Origin of the sequence: Rhizobium sp. NFR03 (assembly GCF_900111275.1) — a bacterium.
GTDB lineage: Bacteria > Pseudomonadota > Alphaproteobacteria > Rhizobiales > Rhizobiaceae > Ferranicluibacter.
Genome location: NZ_FOGR01000003.1, coordinates 667,709 through 688,260 on the forward strand (window position 1 = coordinate 667,709; position 20,552 = coordinate 688,260).

22 protein-coding genes are annotated in these 20,552 nt (G+C 64.7%); 10 read left to right on the top strand and 12 right to left on the bottom strand.

What is annotated here, in order from left to right; translation table 11 throughout:
- Positions 1-12: 12 nt before the first annotated feature.
- A complete protein-coding gene (locus BSG19_RS12890; protein WP_092988502.1) occupies positions 13-1,170 on the bottom strand; it encodes a phage portal protein in 1,158 nt (385 codons plus the stop codon).
- A gap of 20 nt (positions 1,171-1,190) precedes the next feature.
- The gene (locus tag BSG19_RS12895; protein ID WP_092988366.1) at positions 1,191-1,844 is read right to left on the bottom strand and encodes a lysozyme family protein; all 654 of its coding nucleotides are present in this window, start codon (positions 1,842-1,844) and stop codon (positions 1,191-1,193) included.
- 200 nt (positions 1,845-2,044) lie between these two features.
- Here BSG19_RS12895 and BSG19_RS26080 point away from each other — a divergent pair, with 200 nt between their 5' ends.
- A complete protein-coding gene (locus tag BSG19_RS26080) occupies positions 2,045-2,209 on the top strand; it encodes a hypothetical protein (RefSeq protein WP_170865952.1) in 165 nt (54 codons plus the stop codon).
- A 465-nt stretch (positions 2,210-2,674) separates the two neighbouring features.
- On the opposite strand, the gene BSG19_RS12900 is transcribed toward BSG19_RS26080, so the two are convergent.
- The 3 genes from BSG19_RS12900 to BSG19_RS12910 all read right to left on the bottom strand — a co-directional run bounded on the left by BSG19_RS12900 (position 2,675) and on the right by BSG19_RS12910 (position 5,544).
- On the bottom strand, positions 2,675-4,117 hold the full coding sequence (locus BSG19_RS12900) for a DNA-packaging protein (RefSeq protein ID WP_244529243.1): 1,443 nt from the start codon (positions 4,115-4,117) through the stop codon (positions 2,675-2,677).
- Positions 4,118-4,259: 142 nt separating this feature from the next.
- Positions 4,260-4,922, bottom strand: a complete 663-nt coding sequence (locus tag BSG19_RS12905; RefSeq protein WP_139274763.1) for a hypothetical protein — start codon at positions 4,920-4,922, stop codon at positions 4,260-4,262.
- A 154-nt stretch (positions 4,923-5,076) separates the two neighbouring features.
- Positions 5,077-5,544, bottom strand: coding sequence for a YcgN family cysteine cluster protein (locus tag BSG19_RS12910; protein WP_092988370.1), 468 nt, complete (start codon positions 5,542-5,544; stop codon positions 5,077-5,079).
- 280 nt (positions 5,545-5,824) lie between these two features.
- Between BSG19_RS12910 and BSG19_RS12915 the strand changes: the two genes are divergently transcribed.
- The 5 genes from BSG19_RS12915 (at position 5,825) to BSG19_RS12935 (ending at position 10,221) form a co-directional block, all read left to right on the top strand.
- The gene (locus tag BSG19_RS12915; RefSeq protein WP_092988504.1) at positions 5,825-8,008 is read left to right on the top strand and encodes a transglycosylase domain-containing protein; all 2,184 of its coding nucleotides are present in this window, start codon (positions 5,825-5,827) and stop codon (positions 8,006-8,008) included.
- 88 nt (positions 8,009-8,096) lie between these two features.
- The gene (locus BSG19_RS12920) at positions 8,097-8,453 is read left to right on the top strand and encodes a hypothetical protein (RefSeq protein WP_092988372.1); all 357 of its coding nucleotides are present in this window, start codon (positions 8,097-8,099) and stop codon (positions 8,451-8,453) included.
- A 20-nt stretch (positions 8,454-8,473) separates the two neighbouring features.
- The gene (locus BSG19_RS12925) at positions 8,474-9,073 is read left to right on the top strand and encodes a PIN domain-containing protein (RefSeq protein WP_170865953.1); all 600 of its coding nucleotides are present in this window, start codon (positions 8,474-8,476) and stop codon (positions 9,071-9,073) included.
- 22 nt (positions 9,074-9,095) lie between these two features.
- Positions 9,096-9,683, top strand: a complete 588-nt coding sequence (locus BSG19_RS12930) for a DUF1214 domain-containing protein (RefSeq protein WP_092988505.1) — start codon at positions 9,096-9,098, stop codon at positions 9,681-9,683.
- A complete protein-coding gene (locus tag BSG19_RS12935; RefSeq protein WP_092988376.1) occupies positions 9,676-10,221 on the top strand; it encodes a DUF1254 domain-containing protein in 546 nt (181 codons plus the stop codon). The genes BSG19_RS12930 and BSG19_RS12935 overlap by 8 nt, the downstream gene beginning before the upstream one ends.
- 74 nt (positions 10,222-10,295) lie before the next feature.
- Here BSG19_RS12935 and BSG19_RS12940 read toward each other — a convergent pair whose 3' ends face one another.
- Entirely contained in the window at positions 10,296-10,493 is a 198-nt protein-coding gene (locus BSG19_RS12940) for a hypothetical protein (RefSeq protein WP_139274764.1), read from the bottom strand.
- Positions 10,494-10,918: 425 nt separating this feature from the next.
- The gene (locus BSG19_RS12945) at positions 10,919-11,200 is read right to left on the bottom strand and encodes a hypothetical protein (protein ID WP_092932722.1); all 282 of its coding nucleotides are present in this window, start codon (positions 11,198-11,200) and stop codon (positions 10,919-10,921) included.
- Between the two features lie 359 nt (positions 11,201-11,559).
- Here BSG19_RS12945 and BSG19_RS12950 point away from each other — a divergent pair, with 359 nt between their 5' ends.
- Together BSG19_RS12950 and BSG19_RS12955 are read left to right on the top strand one after the other, a co-directional pair.
- Positions 11,560-12,456 carry an SH3 domain-containing protein gene (locus tag BSG19_RS12950; RefSeq protein ID WP_244529225.1) on the top strand — a complete coding sequence of 299 codons (897 nt, stop codon included), beginning with the start codon at positions 11,560-11,562 and terminating at the stop codon, positions 12,454-12,456.
- Positions 12,457-12,988: 532 nt separating this feature from the next.
- The gene (locus tag BSG19_RS12955) at positions 12,989-14,005 is read left to right on the top strand and encodes a DUF2336 domain-containing protein (RefSeq protein ID WP_092988380.1); all 1,017 of its coding nucleotides are present in this window, start codon (positions 12,989-12,991) and stop codon (positions 14,003-14,005) included.
- Between the two features lie 6 nt (positions 14,006-14,011).
- Here BSG19_RS12955 and BSG19_RS12960 read toward each other — a convergent pair whose 3' ends face one another.
- The 3 genes from BSG19_RS12960 to BSG19_RS12970 form a co-directional block, all read right to left on the bottom strand.
- Entirely contained in the window at positions 14,012-14,359 is a 348-nt protein-coding gene (locus tag BSG19_RS12960; RefSeq protein WP_092988381.1) for a DUF1491 family protein, read from the bottom strand.
- Positions 14,360-14,514: 155 nt separating this feature from the next.
- Entirely contained in the window at positions 14,515-15,645 is a 1,131-nt protein-coding gene (locus BSG19_RS12965) for a peptidoglycan-binding domain-containing protein (RefSeq protein ID WP_092988382.1), read from the bottom strand.
- Positions 15,617-17,182, bottom strand: coding sequence for a sensor histidine kinase (locus tag BSG19_RS12970; protein WP_244529226.1), 1,566 nt, complete (start codon positions 17,180-17,182; stop codon positions 15,617-15,619). The genes BSG19_RS12965 and BSG19_RS12970 overlap by 29 nt, the downstream gene beginning before the upstream one ends.
- Before the next feature lie 587 nt (positions 17,183-17,769).
- On the opposite strand from BSG19_RS12970, the gene BSG19_RS12975 reads away from it, so the two are divergent.
- Together BSG19_RS12975 and BSG19_RS12980 are read left to right on the top strand one after the other, a co-directional pair.
- The gene (locus tag BSG19_RS12975; protein WP_092988384.1) at positions 17,770-18,291 is read left to right on the top strand and encodes a DUF5330 domain-containing protein; all 522 of its coding nucleotides are present in this window, start codon (positions 17,770-17,772) and stop codon (positions 18,289-18,291) included.
- A gap of 93 nt (positions 18,292-18,384) precedes the next feature.
- Positions 18,385-18,828, top strand: a complete 444-nt coding sequence (locus BSG19_RS12980) for a SufE family protein (protein ID WP_092988385.1) — start codon at positions 18,385-18,387, stop codon at positions 18,826-18,828.
- Between the two features lie 33 nt (positions 18,829-18,861).
- Here the strand turns inward: BSG19_RS12980 and BSG19_RS12985 are convergent, their stop codons facing one another.
- Complete coding sequence (locus tag BSG19_RS12985; RefSeq protein WP_244529227.1) at positions 18,862-19,749, bottom strand: DUF6456 domain-containing protein; 888 nt, start codon at positions 19,747-19,749, stop codon at positions 18,862-18,864.
- Entirely contained in the window at positions 19,742-20,044 is a 303-nt protein-coding gene (locus tag BSG19_RS12990) for a helix-turn-helix domain-containing protein (protein WP_092988508.1), read from the bottom strand. Before BSG19_RS12990 ends, BSG19_RS12985 begins: the two co-directional genes overlap by 8 nt.
- Positions 20,045-20,552: the final 508 nt, after the last annotated feature.

Below are 20,552 nucleotides of genomic sequence, written 5' to 3' on the forward strand. Positions count from 1 at the left end.
GCTGATCCAGCCTCAATACCCCACCGCCGCCCGCTTCTCCGCGTCGGTCAGGAAGCCCGCCGCACCGACGCGTGCCCAGAGTTCGCTCCGCTCGCCCGCAAGCCCGCTCACCTGATCGAGGTCCGCCTTGAGCTGCAGCGGCTCGTCGAACCGGTCGGAGAGCCAGGCGGAAAGCGCCGTTGCCGTCCGGTTGATCAGCGGCAGCACGGTCAGCCGGTAGAAGGCCCGGTGGGCCTCCTGATAGTTCGCGAAGGTGTTGTCGCCGGGAATGCCGAGCAGCATCGGCGGCACGCCGAAGGCGAGCGCGATGTCGCGCGCCGCGCCGTTCTTCGCCTCCACGAAATCCATGTCCTTCGGCGAGAGGCCCATCGCCTTCCAGTCGAGCCCGCCTTCCAGCAGCAGCGGACGTCCGGCGCGCATCGGCCCGCTATAGCCCTCGTCCAGCTCGCTCTTCAGCCGGTCGTACTGGTCGGGCGAAAGATTACCGCCCTCCTTCGGCTGGTAGACCAGCGCGCCCGAGGGCCGGGCGGAATTGTCCAGCAGCGCCTTGTTCCAGGTCGCCGCGGCGTTGGAGAGGTCGAGCGCCGTCTGGGCCGCCGCCAGCGGCGGAAAGCCCAGATGATCGTCGAGCGGATGGAACAGCTTCAGGTGCAGCAGCGCCGTTCCCGCCGCATAGCGCCGCACGGCGCTGCCGGCACGATATTCGTAGCCCTCCGGCCATCCGTCCCGCCCTTCCAGAACCCGCACCCGGTCCGGCCGCAACAGATGCATCTCCCGCGTCTCCGTGCCGATCGTCACCGCCTCCACGAAGGCATTGCCCGAAAGCAGCAGATGGCCGTAGAGCGTTTCCAGAAAATCCGCCGCCGCCATCTGTCCGTTCGGGCGCGCCATCAGCCGTAATACAAGATGGTCGGTCACCTCGGTCTCGCCGCGATAGACCAGCAGCGGCACCGCCGCGGAGGCCTCCGCGATCATCCGCACCGTGCGATAGGCGACAGGGTTTCGCAAAAATCCCTCCCGCGCCAGCGCCGCATAGGATCGCCCCGTCCAGCGGGCGCGCCCCTCCTGCGCGATGGCCACGAAGCCCGCCGATTTGCTTTCGCGCCCCGGCGCGGCTGCGGCGTCGGGCGTCTTCCCGGCAATCTTGCGCTCCCCGCCGGATCCCGGCATCTTCAAACGAAACGGCATCTTCATGACAGGACGATCCTTCTGATGGAGGGCAGCCCCGCAGCGCTCAGCGCCGCATGATAGGCCCGGGCATATCCCGCGATATCGACGGCGCGGTCCCGCCCGTTGATGATGCGCCGCGCGCCGACCCAGTCGGTCCGGTCGGCGTTGAAGACATCGGCCAGCGACACGCCGGTAAAGGCGCCCGTCTCCATGCCGATGAAAAGGATCTCGACCGCCGTGGCGGTATCCATCGCTCGGGCGGGGTCGGCGACGAGGTCGGTGCCGACAAGGCCTGAGAGAACCTCGTAATTGCGGCGGTGCGTCAGCTGCACCAGGCCGCGGCCGAGCCAGGACTTGCCCTCGGCGTCGCGCCGCCAGTACGGCGTGCGCACCGTCGGCAGCTGTCCGGCCGCAAAGGCCTTGTCCAGCCGCGTGATCGCCAGCGCGTCGCTCGAAGCCATCGTCTCCCGCACAGGCTGCATTTTTCGTGCCGTCTCGTGATGGGCCGTCGCAAGGATATAGGCGAGCCATCGCCCCTCATAACCGTTGTTCGCGCCGCCCGGCTCCGCCCTTGCCCGGTCGAGTATGGCGCTCATCCCCGCCACCTGCCCGCTCGTCAGCCGTCCGCCGAAAAGCGTCCGGCGGACGTTGCCGAAGAATACAGCCCTGTCCATCCGATGATCTCCTGTCCGCCGGCGTCCGCAGACGCCCGGTTGTCACAAAAAACGCGCAATACAATCGATTTAAGAAAACTAAATCGTTTAAACCTCTTAAGGCACTGATTTACTTTTTGTTTAGGCTCTGCCAGCGTGAATCCATCAGGCGGGACCGGCCACTTCAGGTCGAATTTAAAAAAACATCAGGGAGAGCCAGCATGACCTCGACGGAGAAGACGCAGACCACTGCCCGCGAAACCATTCCGCCGCATCTCTTCAGCCGTATCGAAAACGAGTGGCAGCAGATGCGCACCGTTGCCGTCGCCACCCCGCGCCTTGAAGCACGCGAGGACGTCCGTCCCGCCAAAACCGGGCGTGACTGATCATTCGTTCCGTGGAACTTTCCGCGGAACCTTTCTGCCCAATGTGCGTTTTTGTCGCACTCAACCGTCGCGTTAAGGAGAGACCATGACCGTCAAGACGATTTCCCAGAGCCTTTTCGAACGCTTCGAAAACGAATGGCGCCAGATCCGCACCTCCACCACAGCCCCCGCCAAGCCTGCTCAGGCCAGCGCGAAGTAGGCGACAGAGGTCGATCCGAGAATGACGAGAGGCGCACCTGGTTGCGCCTCTTTTCGTTTGTGGGCGGTGGCACATAAGCCCCTCATCCGCCTGCCGGCGCCTTCTCCCCGCCAGCGGGGCGAAGGGACATGTGGTTGATGTTTCACCTTCGCCACTCACCTGGGAAAAAGAAGCGAGCGCTTGCCCCAACTTCCTTCTCCCCGCACGCGGGGAGAAGGTGGCGGCAGCCGGATGAGGGGCACCCGCACCCATAAACGCCCATCCCCTCACACCATCCGCAAGCGAGGCTCGGCCCCACCCTCCAGCATCAGCGCCGTCAGCGCCCAGACCAGCGCATCCAGCCGGTCCGGCGAGCGTCCCGACGAAAGTCCGTCCGCGCCGAAATCGCACATCTGGTCCTCCAGCGCCGGAAATGCTCCCGCGTGCACCACCCGGCCCTGCTCGTACAAAGCGGCGACCGGTTCGGCGCGGAGCCACTTGCCCCGGCTGGCCCGCACATTGGTGATCGGCAGGCGCTCGTCGATACCGCGCAGGACCGCCGCCACCATGTCGCCACCCTGGTTGATCTCCACGACGACCCGGTCGGCGTCGAAACGCTTGAACGCCCGCACCACGGCGGCGGCCCATCCGGCGGGGCTTGCGCCTTCCACCGAGCAATCCGCCAGCACCACGGCGCGGCCCCGCCCGTCGATGCCCGCCACCACGATGCCGCAGCAACTTTCGGCGCCCGAGCCCGACGGCGGATCGACCGCCACGACGATGCGGCCGAGCGGACCGGTATCGCGAAGCTTCAGCGCCTCGATGGCGTCCCGGTTCCAGAGCGCGTCCTCCCTATCGGCGATCATCTCGCCATCGAGTTCCTGCCGTCCGAGCCGGGTGCCGCCGTATCGGCCGTCCATCGCCGTCAGGAAACCCGGCGCAAGATTGCCCGCATTGTCCATGGTGCGGATCCGGCGCAGCACCGTCGCCGGGTCCGCTGCCAGCGCCTTCAGGATCGGGATCGGCCGGGGCGTCGTCGTCACCAGAATGCGCGGGTCGGCGCCCAGCCGCAGCGCGAACTGGAGCATGTCGAACGTCGCCTGCGCATGTTTCCACTTCCCCAGCTCGTCGCACCAGGCATAGTCGAATTGCGGCCCGCGCAGACTTTCGGGATCCTCCGAGGAAAAGATCTGGGCGATCGTTCCGTTCGGCCAGACCAGCCGGCGGCGCGAGACCTCGAATTCCGGCCGATGCCGCGTCGCCACCCGGCAGATGCCGGAGACGCCGTCGATCATCACCTCACGCGCATCGCCCAGCGTTTCCGCCACCAGCGCGATGCGCAGGCCCGGCCGGGCACCGGGGGCAGTCGCCAGATCGTGCACCCAGTGCGATCCCGCCCGCGTCTTGCCGGAGCCGCGACCGCCCATCAGCAGCCACACCCGCCAGTCGCCGGGCGGCGGCCGCTGCTCGGGCCGCCCCGTCAGCCGCCAGTCCGTGGCAAGCCGGGAGAGAAGCACCGGAGAAAGATCTCCCGCCGCCTGCGCCAACCAGTCCGCAAAGCCTGCGGGCCTGTCATTCAGCGGATGTCCGGAAGCACCAGCCTTGGAAATCGCCGCTGACGCTGAAGGACTGGCAACGGCACCGCCGGCAATCATTGCAGCCACTGCGGCTTTGGCGGAAACGCTGGCATGACCTCCGGCAGCGCCAGCCGCCGCGATCTCCCGCCGCATAATATCCAATCGCGCCACCGAGCGTGAGATATGTTCATCGATTCGCGCCACGCCATCCTCGAAATCCGAAACGATCACCGCAAACCGCGCCCAAAGCGCCGCATCGATCAGCCGATGCCGCGCAACCTCCGCTGCTCGGGGCTCATCCGTAGGGGGCAAGAGGATTTCCGGTTCGGCAGACGGCGGGCACGGGAGCGTCGGCAGCAAGAGGCAGAGCGCCCGCGGCACATCCGCCGCCACCGTCTCGTCCCTCCGCATTCCCTCCCGTGGCCCTTCCCGCGCCGGCCGGCGCCAGTTCCCGCTCCAGGCACCGTTCGACAGCGCGCTGCTCGACCAGAGCCTCCAGCTTGTCGAGAAGATTTTGGTATCCCGCATCGTCCAGCGCCTCCGCGTCCCGCCGTTCCCGGTCCTGCGCCAGCGTCCGCTGCAGGCTGTCGATCTTTTCCAGCGTCCGCACGATCAGCGACATCGCCTCGAGCGAGGCCTTCGCATCGGCCTGGGCGGCCTTGCGGTCGATCTCCTCGCCGGCATCCGTCTGCCTGCGGTCGGTCTGCTGGCGCAGTAGCTGAAACATCTGCATCTGCTCGCGCAGTTCCCGCGTCATGCCGTTCAGCATGTCCAGAAGCTCTTCGCCGGCGGGCATGCCTGCCGACTTGCGGTCGAGGATCAGCCGGATCTCGTCATCGGACAGTTCGGCCGAAAGTTCGGCCGGGCAGAGTGCCTCATCCCGGGGCGGCGCCACGCCATAGTCGCGCCGGTTCGGCCACGTGCCGAACAGCGCCGGATCGCTGTGCCCGTCGGTCATCGCATCGTCCTGTCGTGGAAAAGGAAGGTTGGAAATGAAAAAGGCCGGCTGTGCGCCCGCGACCCCGTCGCATCCGCACATCTCCGACCATGCAATAAACCTACCTGAGGACCGTCACGCTGTCAAGGACTATTTTCCTAACTCGGGAAAATAATCAGTATTCCGACTCCGGCGGTTTTTCCGTCGGCCAGTCGACGATGTAGTATTCGAAGTCGTCTATATCGACATCGTCCTCGCTGACCGTGCGTCCGCGCGCGGAAATCCCGGCCGCATGCACCGTCTCCGGGTCGCCGGACACCAGCGGATGCCACCAGTAGAGGTCCTCGCCGTCACGCACGAGGCGATAGCCGCAGGTCGGCGGCAGCCAGGGCAGTTCGCGTACTTCCTGAGGCGTCAGCTGGATGCAGTCGGGCACCGTCGCCTGCCGGTTCGGATAGTCGCGACAGCGACAGCTCTCGCCGTCGAGCAGCGTGCAGCGGATCGACGTCCAGGCGATCTCGCCCGAGTCCCAGTCTTCCAGCTTGTTGAGGCAGCACAGGCCGCAGCCGTCGCAGAGGCTTTCCCACTCCGCGCCGTCCATCGTCTCCAGTGTCTTGGTCTTCCAGAAAGGTAGGTCGCCCATGGATCCCCGCCGTCATCGTCAGCCCCCGTCTATACCGGGCCGCGTTCTCGCGCTAGGTAAGTCTGCGTTTCCAGAATTTTAAGGCTGTTTCGACATATCCTCGTGGAAGGGAATGCCGACGCATGGCACAATAGCATGATCACGCGCGAAAAAAGCCTGCTTTCGCCAGCAGCCTGTGCGACATCGAAACACCGCGCGAGATTGAGGACGGTCCGAAACGTTGACAAGCCCGAGCGACGATATTCCCGATACCGCACCGCGCCCGGCGACACCGGACGGCATGGTCTCCGTGAGCCGGCAGGCAGAGCTTCCGAAGAAGCGCCACATCCTCCTGCGCATCGATGCCTTCATCGATTCGACCGTCTGGCATACAGGTTTCCGCCTTGCCGAATGGTGGGAAGACATCACCATCTTCTTCCGCCGTTTTCGCGTTCGCGGCTGGAAGCGCGTCGTGTTCGAATTGCTCGGCGAGGGCATGACCTGGGGCACCGTCGGGGCCGTGCTCCTGCTCGCGCTGGCGCTGCCCGCTTTCCAGGAAACGAAGGGCAACTGGCTGGCGCAGAGCGATTTCGCCGTGACGTTCCTTGATCGCTACGGCAACGAGATTGGACATCGCGGCATCATCCACGAGGACAGCGTTCCCGTGGACGAGCTGCCGGATACGCTGGTCAAGGCGGTGCTTGCCACCGAAGATCGCCGCTTCTTCGACCATTGGGGCATCGACTTCCTCGGCCTCACCCGCGCCATGACCGTCAATGCGCGCGCCGGCGGTGTCGTGCAGGGCGGCTCCACCCTGACGCAGCAGCTCGCCAAGAACCTGTTCCTCTCCAACGAGCGCACCTTCGAGCGCAAGATCAAGGAAGCCTTCCTGTCCGTCTGGCTGGAATGCAACCTCTCCAAGAAGGAGATCCTGCGTCTCTACCTCGACCGCGCCTATATGGGCGGCGGCACCTTCGGCGCGGCGGCGGCGTCGCAGTTCTACTTCGGCAAGGCCATCACCGATATCAACCTGGCGGAAAGCGCCATGCTCGCCGGCCTGTTCAAGGCGCCGGCCCGCTACGCCCCGCACGTCAACCTGCCCGCCGCCCGCGCCCGCGCCAACGAGGTGCTGACCAACCTCGTTCAGGGCGGATTGATGACCGAGGGACAGGTGGTTGCCGCCCGGCTCCATCCGGCATCCGTGGTCGATCGCGCCGAGGTGACCGCGCCCGACTTCTTCCTCGACTGGGCCTTTGACGAGGTCCAGCGCATCGCCGCCCCCTTCGCCCAGCACTCCCTCGTCGTGCGCACCACCATCGACATGGGCCTGCAGCAGGCAGCCGAAGACGCCATCGAATCCAGCCTGCGCCAGTATGGCGAGAGTTACCGCGTCAAGCAGGGCGCGCTGGTCATGATCGAGAACGGCGGCGCCGTGCGCGCCATGGTCGGCGGGCGCGATTACGGCGAGAGCCAGTTCAACCGCGCCACCAAGGCGCTCCGCCAGCCGGGCTCTTCCTTCAAGGCCTATACCTACGCCGCCGCCATGGAAAAGGGCATGACGCCGGAGACGACGATCAGTGACGCGCCGATCACCTGGGGCCGCTGGTCGCCGCAGAACTACGGTCGCAGCTACTCCGGCAAGGTCACGCTTCTCAGCGCCATCGCCCGCTCCATCAACACGGTTCCGGTGCGGCTTGCCAAGGATACGCTCGGCATTCCCCGCATCGTGGAGCTTGCCAAGGCCTTCGGCGTGGAAACGCCGATTCGTCCGGACAAGACCATTCCGCTCGGCACGTCAGAACTGACCGTCATGGATCAGGCGACGGGTTACGCCGTCTTCCCGGCGGGCGGCATGCAGGCGCGCCGCCACGGTCTCAGCCAGATCCTCAATTACGACGGCGATGTCCTTTACGATTTCAACCGCGATGCCCCACCGGCCCAGCGCGTGCTCAGCGAGAAGGCCACGGCCTCGATGAACTACATGCTGACGCAGATCCCGATCATCGGCACGGCCCGCAAGGCCGCGCTCGATAACGGGGTCGTCGCCGGCGGCAAGACCGGCACGACGCAATCCTATCGCGATGCCTGGTTCGTTGGCTTTACCGGAGATTACACGGCCGCCGTCTGGTTCGGAAATGACGACTATACCTCGACCAACAACATGACCGGCGGCTCCCTGCCCGCCATCGCGTTCAAGCGCCTGATGGATTACGCCGAGACCGGCATCGACCACCGCCCCATCCCCGGCATCGCTCCCCCGCCTGCCCCGTCGAAGAAGGACAAGCCACCCTCCGTCGCAAAGACCGATGAAAATACGCTCCCCCCTCTCGTGCGCCCGCGTATGCTGTCCGGCGACGTCACCCGTCTCCTCAAAGCCCTCGGCACCCGCTTCGAGACCACCCCGTCCCTCGAAAGCACTCCGTCCGTTCCCGGCAAAGTCGCCAGCGCCACCCCGGACCCGGCGCGCGATGCCGCCAGCAACTGACGCGATGGTGACGTGTTCCGCCATCAGGACATTGCTGTTTCGGGCCAACAGGGTATATAGAAATGATGTGTTTCTATAGGAGCGTGCGATGTCCTCCACGATTTCGGCAAATGTCGATGGCAGAACGGCCGCGAAATTAAAGACGGTGGCGTCGATGGAGAACAGATCTGTCTCGAACGCGGTTTCCAGCGCGATTACGGTCTTCGTCGGACTTCCCAAGGGGGTTCGAGACTTCCTGCTCGAGCTGAACGCTCAGAACGATCAGGACACGATCGTCAGGCTTGGCCGCGAGATGATGGCCGCTGCGGCGCGGGTTCGGCTTGAGAAGGCGACCATGGACCTGGCATCCGAGCACCGCTTCGGAGGATCGGACAACGCGTCCAGCGAGATCGACATGATGGAAGAAGCGACGGCTTTCAGCCGCGCTGTGGCGCGCCGGACGTAGTCATGAACCGTCCCGTCCGCGTGCTGCTGGATGTCAACATTTTCGTGGGCAACATCATGGCGCACGACCGTGGTCGCAAAGGCACGGCAACGCAGACCCTGTTGTCGATGGTCAGCAGCCAGGCATGGGGCATGGATAACAGAGCGCAGCTGATCATCTCGTTCGATATGATCGACACTCTTGAAACGGTGCTCCGCCGGATGCATTTCGCGGAAGACAGAATTAAGGCATATTCCGGCTCCATCGTCGACATCATGAAGTATGGTCCCGAAGCGCTTGATCCTTATTTCATTTTGGGCGGAGAAGAGCGCTTTGCCACGCCGGATGTCGAGGATGCCGGCGTGTTGGCGACGGCCATCGGCACCGGAGCCGACATTCTCGTGACGGACAATTTGCGGGATTTTGCAACCAAGGATGCTTCTGTGATCGACACGCAAGTGGTGAACACCACGGCGTCGGGCCAGCGAACCCTGCAGGCTCTCCGGTACGAGATCGGCGGTGCGGATCTCATCGTCGCGCATCCGTTCGATGTGATGCAATGGATGCGCCTTGGCTATGATTTTACGCCGGAGACCCTATGGAACGCCATTCGGAATCCCGGAAATGAGCACGTCCGATGACGGTGGAAAGCAGCCAGCCCTGATGTTCCGCGTGCCCTTCCTCGTCGCAATCGCGTTGTGCGTCGCCTTCGGCGGCGGCATTGCCGTCAGTATTTCCGCGCTCAAGGCCTCCACCGGCTTCGGCTCCATTCGCCTTGGGCCCTGGGTCGCCTATCCCAACGCCCAGACTGCCGATACCGACCCCTACGCCAAGGCGCACCGGGCGCGCGCCGGGCGGCTGCTCTACGGTCGCGCCGAGGGCATGCGCTTTACGGCGGAAACCGACGACACAGGTCGCCCCCTTTCGGGCGCCTGCCGCTACGATATCGTCGGCAACACCCCGCCTGCCCGCTTCTGGACCCTTTTTGCCACGGACGCGGCGGACCGGCCTCTGACCGCATCCGAGACGCTGCCGGTCGCGCTCAATGCCTGGAGCGTCCTGCGCGAGGCGGATACGTCCTTCGTCATCCACGTGGCGCCGGACGCCCAGCCGGACAACTGGCTGGCGATCACGCAGCCTGAGAGATTTCGTCTGGTCCTGACACTTCTCGATGCGCCAACGGCAAATTCCTCCGGCGCCATCGAGCTGGTCATGCCGAAGATCACGGCGCGGGGATGCGGCGATGCGTAGCCTTCTCTATGCCGTTCTTGTCGGGCTCATCGGCGCGGCCCTGCTGCACATCGTCATCATCCTCGCTCTGCCGCGCTTCACGGCGGAGGATGCCTACAGCCGGGTGCTCGGGCTTTACGAGATGGACAGCTTCTTCCCGCTGACGACAGTGCCGGGGCCGACGGGGCTTTCCAATGACGACCCCTATCTGCGTGTCGCGGTCTGCGGCTTCTCGGTGCTCGGGGGCCCTGTCCGGTTCACGGCGTCGGGCGATGTACCCTTCTGGTCGCTTGCGATCTATGATTCCGGCTCGAACGAAATCTTCAGCATGAGCGATGCGACCGCGGTCAACGAGCGGGTCGATGTCGTCGCGGCGACGCCGCTGCAACTGGTGGAGCTTCGCAAGCAGCCGGCGGAAACCATCGGACAGACCATCACGGTCGAGATGCCGGAGGACGAAGGCTATGCCGTTCTGAGAGCGCTTGCTCCCCTCGGCAGCTACGAGGCGGCCGCAGCCAAGTTCCTCAGCGATGCTGGTTGTGAGCCCATGTCCCGATAAAGCCCCGTATCTCGATAAAGTATTGCGCGCAGATGCATTTCACACCTGCCATGCAGCTTTAAACTTCGGAAATGTCAGTGCTTGTTTGTCGAGCCGTTCAGCGGCTTGATTGTGGAAACCCCGGGGGAAACCTTAGGGAGGGTCACGCCGTCCATCCGCTCGTAGCGAATGCCGGTGAAAAGCAGGATCGTTGCGTCCTGCCGCGCCCCGTCGGGGTTCATTTTGCGGCCGCCGCGGTGCTGGCGGTCCTGAAGTTTGATTACATCTGCCATTCTCGTCTCCAATGAACTGGATGAGACGGATGAACTTGAAACAGATTTCATCCTGCCCTCGTCGGGCTGACGCTTCACCGACCCCGCAAGGCCAGCCATGAGCGCCGTTCTCGTTGCTCCTTCTTCCGGATGATCCCGGATGTATTTAGGCTCATACTGCGATGCCGGTGGTTCGTTCTGAGCGTGCCGGCCCGCATGATGATTGGGCCACAGCTTAGTAAACAAGCTCTTAACTTTGGAAACCCCAAACCTAGCGATGGAAAACATCACGAAAACCTGCCGTCAGCCCGTTGATACCCACGAATCGCATGCAAATACCGGCGTTGCCTACCGGAGCGATCTGCGCTCCATTCGCCGACAGCCGCAACATCCAAGAAGGACATTGCGGCTGACTGACTCAACGTCTTGACGACGGTTCGTATGCCTTAACGGCGGGCGAGAAGGCCCAGCACGAAGGATACGCCTGCAATCGTCAGAAGCGTCGTGACAGGCTCCTCGCGAACGCGGTCGCGCAGGCGCTCCGTCAGCACCTCGGCTTCGGACTGGACGACGGCCTTCGCGCCGCTGCCGATCGCCGAGACCGAGTCGGTCAGGCGGGCAATTTCGGCGCGCAGATCGGAGATCTGGCTGTCGAGATCGCTCTTTGCAACGCTGGCTTCAACTTCGGCTTCAGTGCTGGAAACGGTGGCGAATTTCTTATCGATCATTGTCCGGGGCTCCTGTTCGAACTGCCGCAGTAACGGGTGATGGACCGTTTTGTTCCCGCGGTCCCGGAAAACCCGCGTTTTGGCAGTCGTTCGTTCGTGAGAGCCATCCCTCCCGAAGACCCTTCCTGCCGTTCAGGATCCGTTCAGGCCCCCGGAATTAGGAACAAACGCAGGCAGAAAATGTTTTTGCCCGCAGCGTGCACTGTGTCGGCATTCCGGGCGTTCGCCACTGATTGCGGGGAACAAGCCTGAAACTGCCATCACACTGCCCTGTTTTATCTGATTCATAGAGTTCGGCACGGTCTCACGGCGGTCTTCGCCAACGACCCGAAGCCGGAAGCTCACTGGAGGACCCTAGAGTGTATTCCGTCAAATCCATCCTGTCAGGCATCGCGCTGGCTGCCACGCTGCTGGCGCCCGCCGTGGCCAGCGCTGCGGAAGGCTTCGCCACCGCCAATGTCAACATGCGCTCAGGCCCCAGCACCCGCTATCCCGCTGTCGTCGTCATTCCCGTTGGCGCACCGGTCGAAATTCATGGTTGCCTTGCGGACGCCAACTGGTGCGACGTCTCGTTCTCGCGCGGCCGCGGCTGGGTCTCCGGCTCCTATGTTCAGGCCGAGTACCAGCGCGGCCGCGTCTATGTCGCGCCGCGCTACTACCGCCCGCTCGGCATCCCCACGGTTACCTTCGAACTCGGCAATTACTGGGATCGGAACTACCGGAACCGCGACTTCTATCGTGACCGCGAATACTGGCGCGGCGGACCGGACCGCTTCGAGCGCGATCGTCCGCGTTTCGACCGCGACCGCGATAGAGACGGGGACCGCATCCGCGTCGAGAGAGACCGGGATCGGGATCGGGATCGGGACCGCTTCGACCGCGACCGTGATCGTCCCCGCTTCGATAATGACGACCCCCGTTTCGACCGTGATCGCAACAGGGACAGGGACCGGGATCGCGACGGCAATCGCGACCGTCCCCGTTTCGACCGCGACAATGATGGCAACCGCGACCGCCCGCAGTTCGACCGTGACCGCAACGAGCGGGACCGGCGCGATGGCGATCGCCCCAACGGCGACCGCCGCAATGATGGCGATCGCCGCGATGACGGAAACCGTCGCGATTTCGAACGTCGGGACAATGATCGTCGCGACGGCGAGCGTCCCAACCTCGAGCGGCGCAACGAGAACCGTGACAACGGCAACCGTGACCAGCGCCGTGGCTGCGAAGCCGGCGAGCCGGGCTGCACGCTGTAAGCGGCACATCGTCATGACGTCAAGAGAACAGGCGGCGCCGGCGACGGCGCCGCCTTTTGCGTTCAATAGTGCATCCCCTGTCGTCATGCTCGGGCTTGTCTCGAGCATGACGACAGGAAGTGGCCTCGCCCGGCACCGGAACGGGCATCGATTAACCGGAAACGGTCTCACGGCATCGCCATCCGCTAAGCTGCTTTCATCCGCGCAACCATCCGCTGCATTCGCTCCTTCGCGGCACAAAACGATGCACCGTTGCCGAGCCTTCTTTAAGCCGATGTTAACCACGTCGGCATAATCTCCGTCTCATGGCGCGCTCGTTGCCATCGCCGGGACACCTGCATTGTGAATTCCTGACACTTCAACGCCTTGGGCGGAGACGTTCGGAAGACGTGTGAGCTGGAGCCGGCGGCACGAGACCTGCGCCCGGAATTTGGCAAGGGTTGCCCTGCCGAGGGATGCGTCGGTGTTTTGCGTATGAGGTGGACGTGTGGCGAACCGGTTTCGTGATTTGGAAAGACCACAGAACGGCCGCGTGAAAGACGCGGTGCTGATGGCAACGGTGTCGAGCTTCGAGGGGCTTCGCCAGCCGCGATCTTCGGATCTCAAGCAGTTCTGCGAGCTGTTCGAGCCACTGTTTGCGGCCTCCAGCGACGAGGCTCGCCGGCAGGCGGCCGCAGCTCTGGCCAGAAGCCCTCATGTTCCCCCGTCCGTCGCTCTCCAGATCGGCAGCTCGCCCATCGCCATCGCCGCCCTCTTTCTGACCCGCGCCATGTCGATCGATGAGCGCGTTCTCCTCGATATCATCCGTAACCAGAGCCCATCCCACGCCAACGCCATTGCCCGCCGCGACAATCTGACCGTCCGCGTTGTCGATGCCCTCGTCGAGCGGCGCGACAGCACGTCCCGCCCGGCGGCCCCCGTGGCCGATTCCCCAAAGCCGGCATCTCAAGGTCCCGCCACCCCTTCGCCGGAGCGCGAGGAGCGCCTTCGCGCGGAGCTGAAGGCGCTTGCCCGCACCGCTGGTCAGCCGGTCGGCGCGCCTGTCGCCCCGCCCCGCCGTCCGCTTCTGGCGCTCGATGCCACGCATGAAGCGCTGCTCGTCCGCTTTTCCCGCTCGGGCGAGGTCAATCTTTTCGCCGCCACCCTGTCGCATGCGCTGGATTGCTCGGCCGTGTTCGGTGAACGCGTCGTTCTCGACGTCTCGGGCTGGCAGCTCGCCGTCACTCTCTCGGCGCTCGGCACGCCGCGGGCCGAAATGGTCCGGATGCTCACAACGCTCTATCCCTATCTCGGTGAAAGAAGCGGCGCGGGAACGCGTTGCGATGCGCTGCTCGACGGTATCGATCCGGTCGATGCGAAGAGCCGCGTGGAAGGCTGGATCGCCGCGGACGATGCGCGCCGCGAAGGGGGGCAACGCCATGCTCCGCTGCTCGGCCCGGAACGCGCGGAAGACCCGCGCCAGCCTGCCGCCTACCCCGCGCCCGCCAACCAGACGCAGCAGGTCGCATCCACCTTCTACCGCCGCAACCTGACGCGCGGATCGCGCTGACCGGCTTCAGCCGTCCGGTTCGATGATTTCGAAGAGATCCGAAACGTCCTGCGTTTCCAGCTCCACGACCCAGCAGTCCGGGTCGAAGCGGATTTCGCGGTCCAGCGCCGCGTCGATTGCAGCGGGATCGGACGATGAGAGGCGGCGTTCGAACAGCCGCCCGCCCTCCTCTTCGGAGGTGACGAGGCTTTGCGGCGCCGGTCCGAACAGCGCCTCCTGTCCGTCCCGCGTCCGCTGGCGAATGAAGATGGCACCGGCCGCTTCGGCCCCCTTGCGCAGGACGGCCGCATAGTCTCCCCGCGCGAAGACGCGGCGGGTGATGGCGGAAACGAAGATGTCCGAGCGGAGGCGCATGGCCCTGCATACATCGCAGGCAGGTCGGCGTCTATCGGTGCCGGTTCAGGCGCTTACGTGTGACATCCTCCACCTGTCCGCGAAGGCCTTCGCGCGGTGATTCCGAGAACGCGGCGAATCCGCTGGACGCATTGATCATTCGACGCGAAAAACCCTCAGATCGCGCCGATCTCCTTCATCTTCTTCAGCACCGCGGCACTCGGCTCGCCGGTCTCCGGCAGGCGGTAGTGTTTTTCGAAATGGCGGATGGCCATGCGGGTCTGTTCACCCACCACGCCATCGACCGACACGTCGGCATAAGCAAGGTTCGCAAGCCCGCGCTGGATCGACATGACCATGCCGGCGCTGCTCTCCGCTGACGTGCCCGTTCTCGCGGAGGCTGCATCGGCGGATGCGGTTTCGATTGCCCTGACGCTCCCGCTCGCAGGTTTCGGCTTCACCTCCGCGCCACCCTCGGCAGCGCGGATGGCGGCGGCGATGGGGTCGATCTCGGCTGCCGGCTTCGCCGCTGGCGGGATCGCCGTCGGGCGCGGCGCGGGCATGATGTTCGCGATGCCGAAGGAGGCGGAGGCCCCGCCCTGCAGAGCCGAGAGAAGATCGTGGCTCACGATGCCGGTTTGCGGAAGGCCGCTTGCCTGCTCGAAACGGCGGATGGCCGCCGTGGTCTTTGGCCCTAGACGACCGTCGGCCTCACCGTCATAAAAGCCGTGCCGTGCCAGTTCGGCCTGTACGGCGCGCACGAGGCTCGTCGGGTCGAGATCCGGCGTCGCGCCTTGCCGTGGTGTCGGCTCGCTCGGCAAGGTCGCAAGGGCATCGGGTGCGGGAACGCTGGCGGTCCGCTCGCCGGTCGGCAGTGCCTCGGCCGGCACCTGCCCCGGTTCCGCCTCCCCCGCCTCGTCTTCTCGCCGAATCACAAAGGTCGTGACTCTGTTTGGATCCGGCACGTCTTGCGGCTCGCTCAGCGACACGCGCGCCGGGTCGGGATGCGTAAAGGGCAGTCGGGTGCGCATCAGCGGCGACGGGTGATGGCCGGGCTGATACCAGAGCGCATTGGCCGCCACGAAACCGAACACGACGACAAACGCCGCGGTCCCGCCGAAGATGGCGGGATTGCGCAGCGCAAGGCGCACCATGCCGGATGCGGCACGAAGCACGATGTTCGGTCGGGACGCGCCCCTGCGCTTCAGCGCGGTTGCGCCCTTGGCGCTGGTCTTTCCCTTGGTCCCGGGCGCCATGCTGGCGAGGGTTTTGCGTCGTTCAGGCTGTTTTCGCGTAGGCTTCGCCATCTGCCGCACCTCCTTTCTCAACCCCTGACGCGGATACGCCGGGGTTCAGGGACGTGGAGCCGGCCTGTATCTTCAGGCGCGGCGGAAATTCTGCGATGCTGCCGGCATCGGCAAGCTGATCGGCATCGCGGATGCCGGAACCGTCGAGCGGCAGGCTGATGCGGATCACCGTGCCTTCGCGCGGGCGGCTGGAAATCTCGAAGCGGCCGCCATGCAGCGCCACCAGCCCCTTGACGAGCGCGAGGCCAAGGCCGGTGCCCTCGTATTTCCGGGTATATTCGTTTTCGACCTGCATGAAGGCCTGGCCGAGGCAGGCGAGCTTTTCCGCGGGAATGCCGATACCTGTATCGCTGACGGTCAGCCGCAGGTCCGCACCCGCGATCTCCGCGTCGATGGTGACGATGCCGCCGGCGTCGGTAAACTTGATGGCATTGCCGACGAGGTTGATGAGGATCTGCTGGACCGCACGACGGTCCGCATGGACCTCGCCGACGCCGCGCATGACCCGGCTGGCCAGCTTTACGCCCTTGGCTTCCGCCTGAAGACCCAGCATCGCCTCGCAGGCGGAGACGGCATCGGCCACGACGAAGGGCTCGGCGATCAGCTCGTAACGGCCGGCCTCGATCTTGCTCATGTCCAGCATCGTATTGACGACGGAGAGCAGGTGGGCGCCAGACTGGTTGATCAGAGCGACATATTCGCGCTGGCGATCGTTTTCCAGCCGGCCGAAATATTCGCCGGTGAGGATATCGGAGAAGCCGAGGATAGCATTCAGCGGTGTGCGCAGCTCATGGCTGACGGCTGCGAGAAATCTTGTCTTCGCCTCGTTGGCGCTTTCCGCGGCTTGCGCCTTGGCGGCAGCATCGACCTTGAGCGCGACTTCGCCCGAGATATCGCGCGACTGGACGAGAATGCCGGAAAGCTCGCCGCCTTCCACGATGGCCGCAAGTTCGCACCGGATATGCAGCAGCTGCGCGCCGCCCTCCGTCATGGAGCCGCGCTCCAGCCGAAGCTCCACGGTTTCACCGTTCGCGCCGAGCCTGATGGCGTCGATGGCGCGCATGAAGGCGATGCGGTCGGAGACGTGGATCTGCTCGATGAAACCGCGCCCGGCCGGGTCGCGCATCCAGGCAAGGAAGCTCACGGCATCGCGGCCGTGCACGGATGTGACCGAGCCGCGCAGGTCGTGCAAGGTGACGAGGCCGGCGAAGAGATCATAGGCAAGCGCCGGGGAAGCCACGGGCTCCGCGACGGGCAGGACCGGGCGCGCATTGCGTCCGGCGAGACCGACTGCGGCGAGGCCCCCCACCAGCGTCAGCGCGCCGACGAGGCCGGCACCGACCGGCAGGGCCAGCGACAGCGGCAGCACGGCGGCAAGCGCCAGCGGAGCGACGGGGAAAGCGATGAGGGCTGAGGCGGCAACGGTGCGGATAGCGGAAAGCTCGCGCTCGGTCGGCGCCGGGCGGGGCAACCAGAGCCTGGCGGCATCGTCCACGCGGGACGCAAACCTTCCAGCGATGTTCCGCACAATTGTCACGCCCGACCCTGCATTTTTCGTTGCCCGGAACATCCTGCCCCGGTTGTTTATGAAGTCCTGCGACTCTCGTTTCCGGCCTCATGAAATGGCGGAGACGATCGTCATCGGATAAGGGCGACTGTCTCACCGGTGGCTTAATGAAACTCTAAGTGAACGCGCCCGATGTGTTGCAAAACAGCTTCACCGGCCTTTCTGACCCGTAATCGGGCAGGCTTTGTTTGTTGTGGTTAATACAGCGTAACCGTTGAAATATTGGTGTTTTTCGAGTTAATTTAACCACTGTGGCAGGCGGCTCGACTGCCGGATGCCGCGTTTGCAGGGCACGCCGGGCAAGGCGCCGCCTTGAGCCTTAACGACGTTTGCTCAAATGCCCTTCAAATACGGATCAAAAGCCGTTCGATCGAATTTTATGAAAAGACGCGTCAAATACGGGTCTCGTTTTCAAGGCTGTATTGGAAGAGGCGCTCTAGTTTGATGTTCAACCGACCTGCTTCACTCATCGGTACCCGGCAAAGACCGGAGACAACGACGGGAATTGACGGCAGGCGGTCGGGACAGTTGCGTGAACGTCAAGAACGGGGTCGACCATGTGGTTTCTGATCAAGGCAGCATTCTGGTTTTCGCTGGTGCTCGTCCTGCTGCCGATCTTCGGCACGGAGGACACGGCGCAGACGCAGGCGACCGCCGGTGCCAAGGTCGATATCGGCCAGACGGTTTCCGCCGCCAGCGAGGCGATCGGCTATATCAGTGCCATCTGCCTCGAAAAGCCGGACGTCTGCACGAAGGGCGCCGAGACCTTCAATGCGCTCGGCCACCGCGCCAAGGACGGTGCCCGCATTGCCTACCAGCTGCTCGAAACCCAGTTCGGCGACGAGAAGACCGCAGCAGCCACCTCGACCGGTGACGCCGTGACGGCGGGTGACGCCGTGACGACAGGGACCGTGCCGGATCAGGCCCTGCCCGCGATCCCCGGAGCGGAGGCCGCCCCTGAGGATGCCGCAAAGCCGGTCGCTGCTGCCGCAGAACCGCAGACGAACGAGGATCTCGGCTTCACGCGTATTCCCGTACCCGAAAAGCGGATCCCGCCGAAGCCGCATCGCGCTTCCTGATCGGCCACCACCAGGCGCCGGGTTCCTGCGAAAGCCGCTTGCGCCAAGCCGATCCGGCTTCTCAACCCGTGCCCGATCCCTTATAGAGACGGCATGACCGATGCTACCGCCTTCACACCGACACCCCTTTCCGAAATCCTCGAGAATTGCGCCTATCTCGATGATTGGCAGGACAGGATGAGCTATGTCATCGAGCTCGGGCGCACGCTGCCGGAACTGCCGGAAGAGAAGCGCACGGCGGACAACAAGGTGCAGGGCTGCGCCAGCCAGGTCTGGCTGGTGACCCATGCCGAAGAGGGCACTGATCCCGTTCTGACATTCGAGGGCGAGTCCGATGCGCATATCGTGCGCGGCCTCGTCGCCATCGTGCTCTCGATCTTCTCTGGCAGACGAGCCTCCGAGATCGTGACGACGGACGCGCTGGACCTTTTCGGGCAGATGGGCCTGATCGAGTTCCTGACGGCCCAGCGTGCCAATGGGCTGCGCTCCATGGTCAAGCGCATCCAGGATCAGGCAGCATTTCGCCTGAAGGGCTGAGGTTTCAAAGACCTGACACCCACCCTCCGTCCATTACCCGCCGCGCTCGCGGCCGCCATCCATGTCCGGGCGATAGCCCTCCGCGCCCCAGGCGTGGGTGCGGCGCGCCGGTGATGCCGGAGGCGGCGGTGCGTAATGGCGTGCGAGCGCCATGAGAGCCGCGCGCAACAGCAGCTTGGCAGACCGCGCGGGCCACTGGCGCTCCCGCTCCACCGTCTCCAGACCCTTCTCGAAGCCGCAAACGTCGATCGCGACGCCGCAAAGCTCCGGGCCGATCGCCTCCATGGCCCGCGCCACGCGGGTTCTTGCAGCCAGGGCGCTGTCGGCGATGTCACCACCGCCGCCGCTGCCTTTCGTGCGTGTTGCCAGCCGCGGCTCGTAGGACATGGTCATGCGCGGCTGCAGTTGCGCGCGCGTGAAATCCCGGTGCAGCCGCTGCCCTGCATCCAGCGCTTCCGGCGGCAGGAACGGCCTGCCGGATTTCTCCTTCAACCGGCCGATCGGGGCGAGCGGCGACTCCGCGAGATTGACCTTCACCGTCCGCCGCCCGGCGGGCGTCTCCACCGTGCCGGAGGCGACATGCCGATGCTGATCGGTGAAGGCATCCTGCGGGTCGGAGAGCGCGCGCTTGAGAAAAGGCACAGCCGGGGACAGGACGCGCCAGTGCCCGAAGGCATCGGGGCCGGAGACAAGGCCGAGAGAGACGGCATGGCACATGCACGCCTGCGGCAGCGCGCGCTTCATGCCGTCGGCGCGCTCGACGATCCCGTCGGCCCCCTGCTCCGTGACCAGAAAGGTGGCGACGATACCGTCTCCTGCGGCTTCCGGCCGATCTCGTGCGGCCCGTCCGCCGAGGAGGTGGCGCATCAGCCGCACAAGATCGGCGCGGGCGGAGGCATTCACAGGCTTCATGTCATGCATGGCCGGCGTCTCCCGCTTTGGGAAAAACGGCCGCGATCACGCGCTCGATGGCCGAGACGAAGGCCTCGAAATCCGCATCGTCGCGGCGATCCTCCACCACATGGCAGGAATAGCTGACGGTGGAACGGTCCCGACCGAAGGCGACGCCGATATCGGTCAGAGACACCTGCAGCACGACATGGCTGACATACATGGCGATCTGGCGGACATGCGTCATCATCCGCCGGCGGTCGCGCCGCAGCTGCTGGCGGTCGCCGACCATCATGGTCAGTTCCTCGACCACCTCTGCGACCATGCGGCAGCGCGCCTGCGCCAGCGGGTCAGGCGCAGCCGTATCGGGCAATTCGGAAACACGGGATGTTGCCGAAGCAACGGAGGGCGGCCACGGCGACGCGGATTTGCATTCGGGCGCGCGGTCGGGCGCACCCCTGCTGCCGGAGGCTTGTCGATCGGAATATGACGGAGAAGAAGCCGGTGGCGCGGATGAGCCGACGAGGCTTAAGGAGACAAGAGAACCCGGCGTCGTCAGGTCGCTTCCGGAATGTGCATGAGGCAAGGCCATCTCAGATCTCCGCTATAGGAATAGTTTCACATATCCTACGCGGAAGACGGCACGAGCGCTACAACCCGACGGCAACCCTCTGTTGAAATCTCTTCAGTTTCAGATAGCCATCTGAATCATATAGGTATTTTTTCCTTCTCATTCGATAGCCCGCATATATGCGGCCTTTCAGCGCATGAAAAAGCCGGACCGGATGAGGATCCGGTCCGGCGCGATCGATACGTTTCGCTTGGGAGGCGTT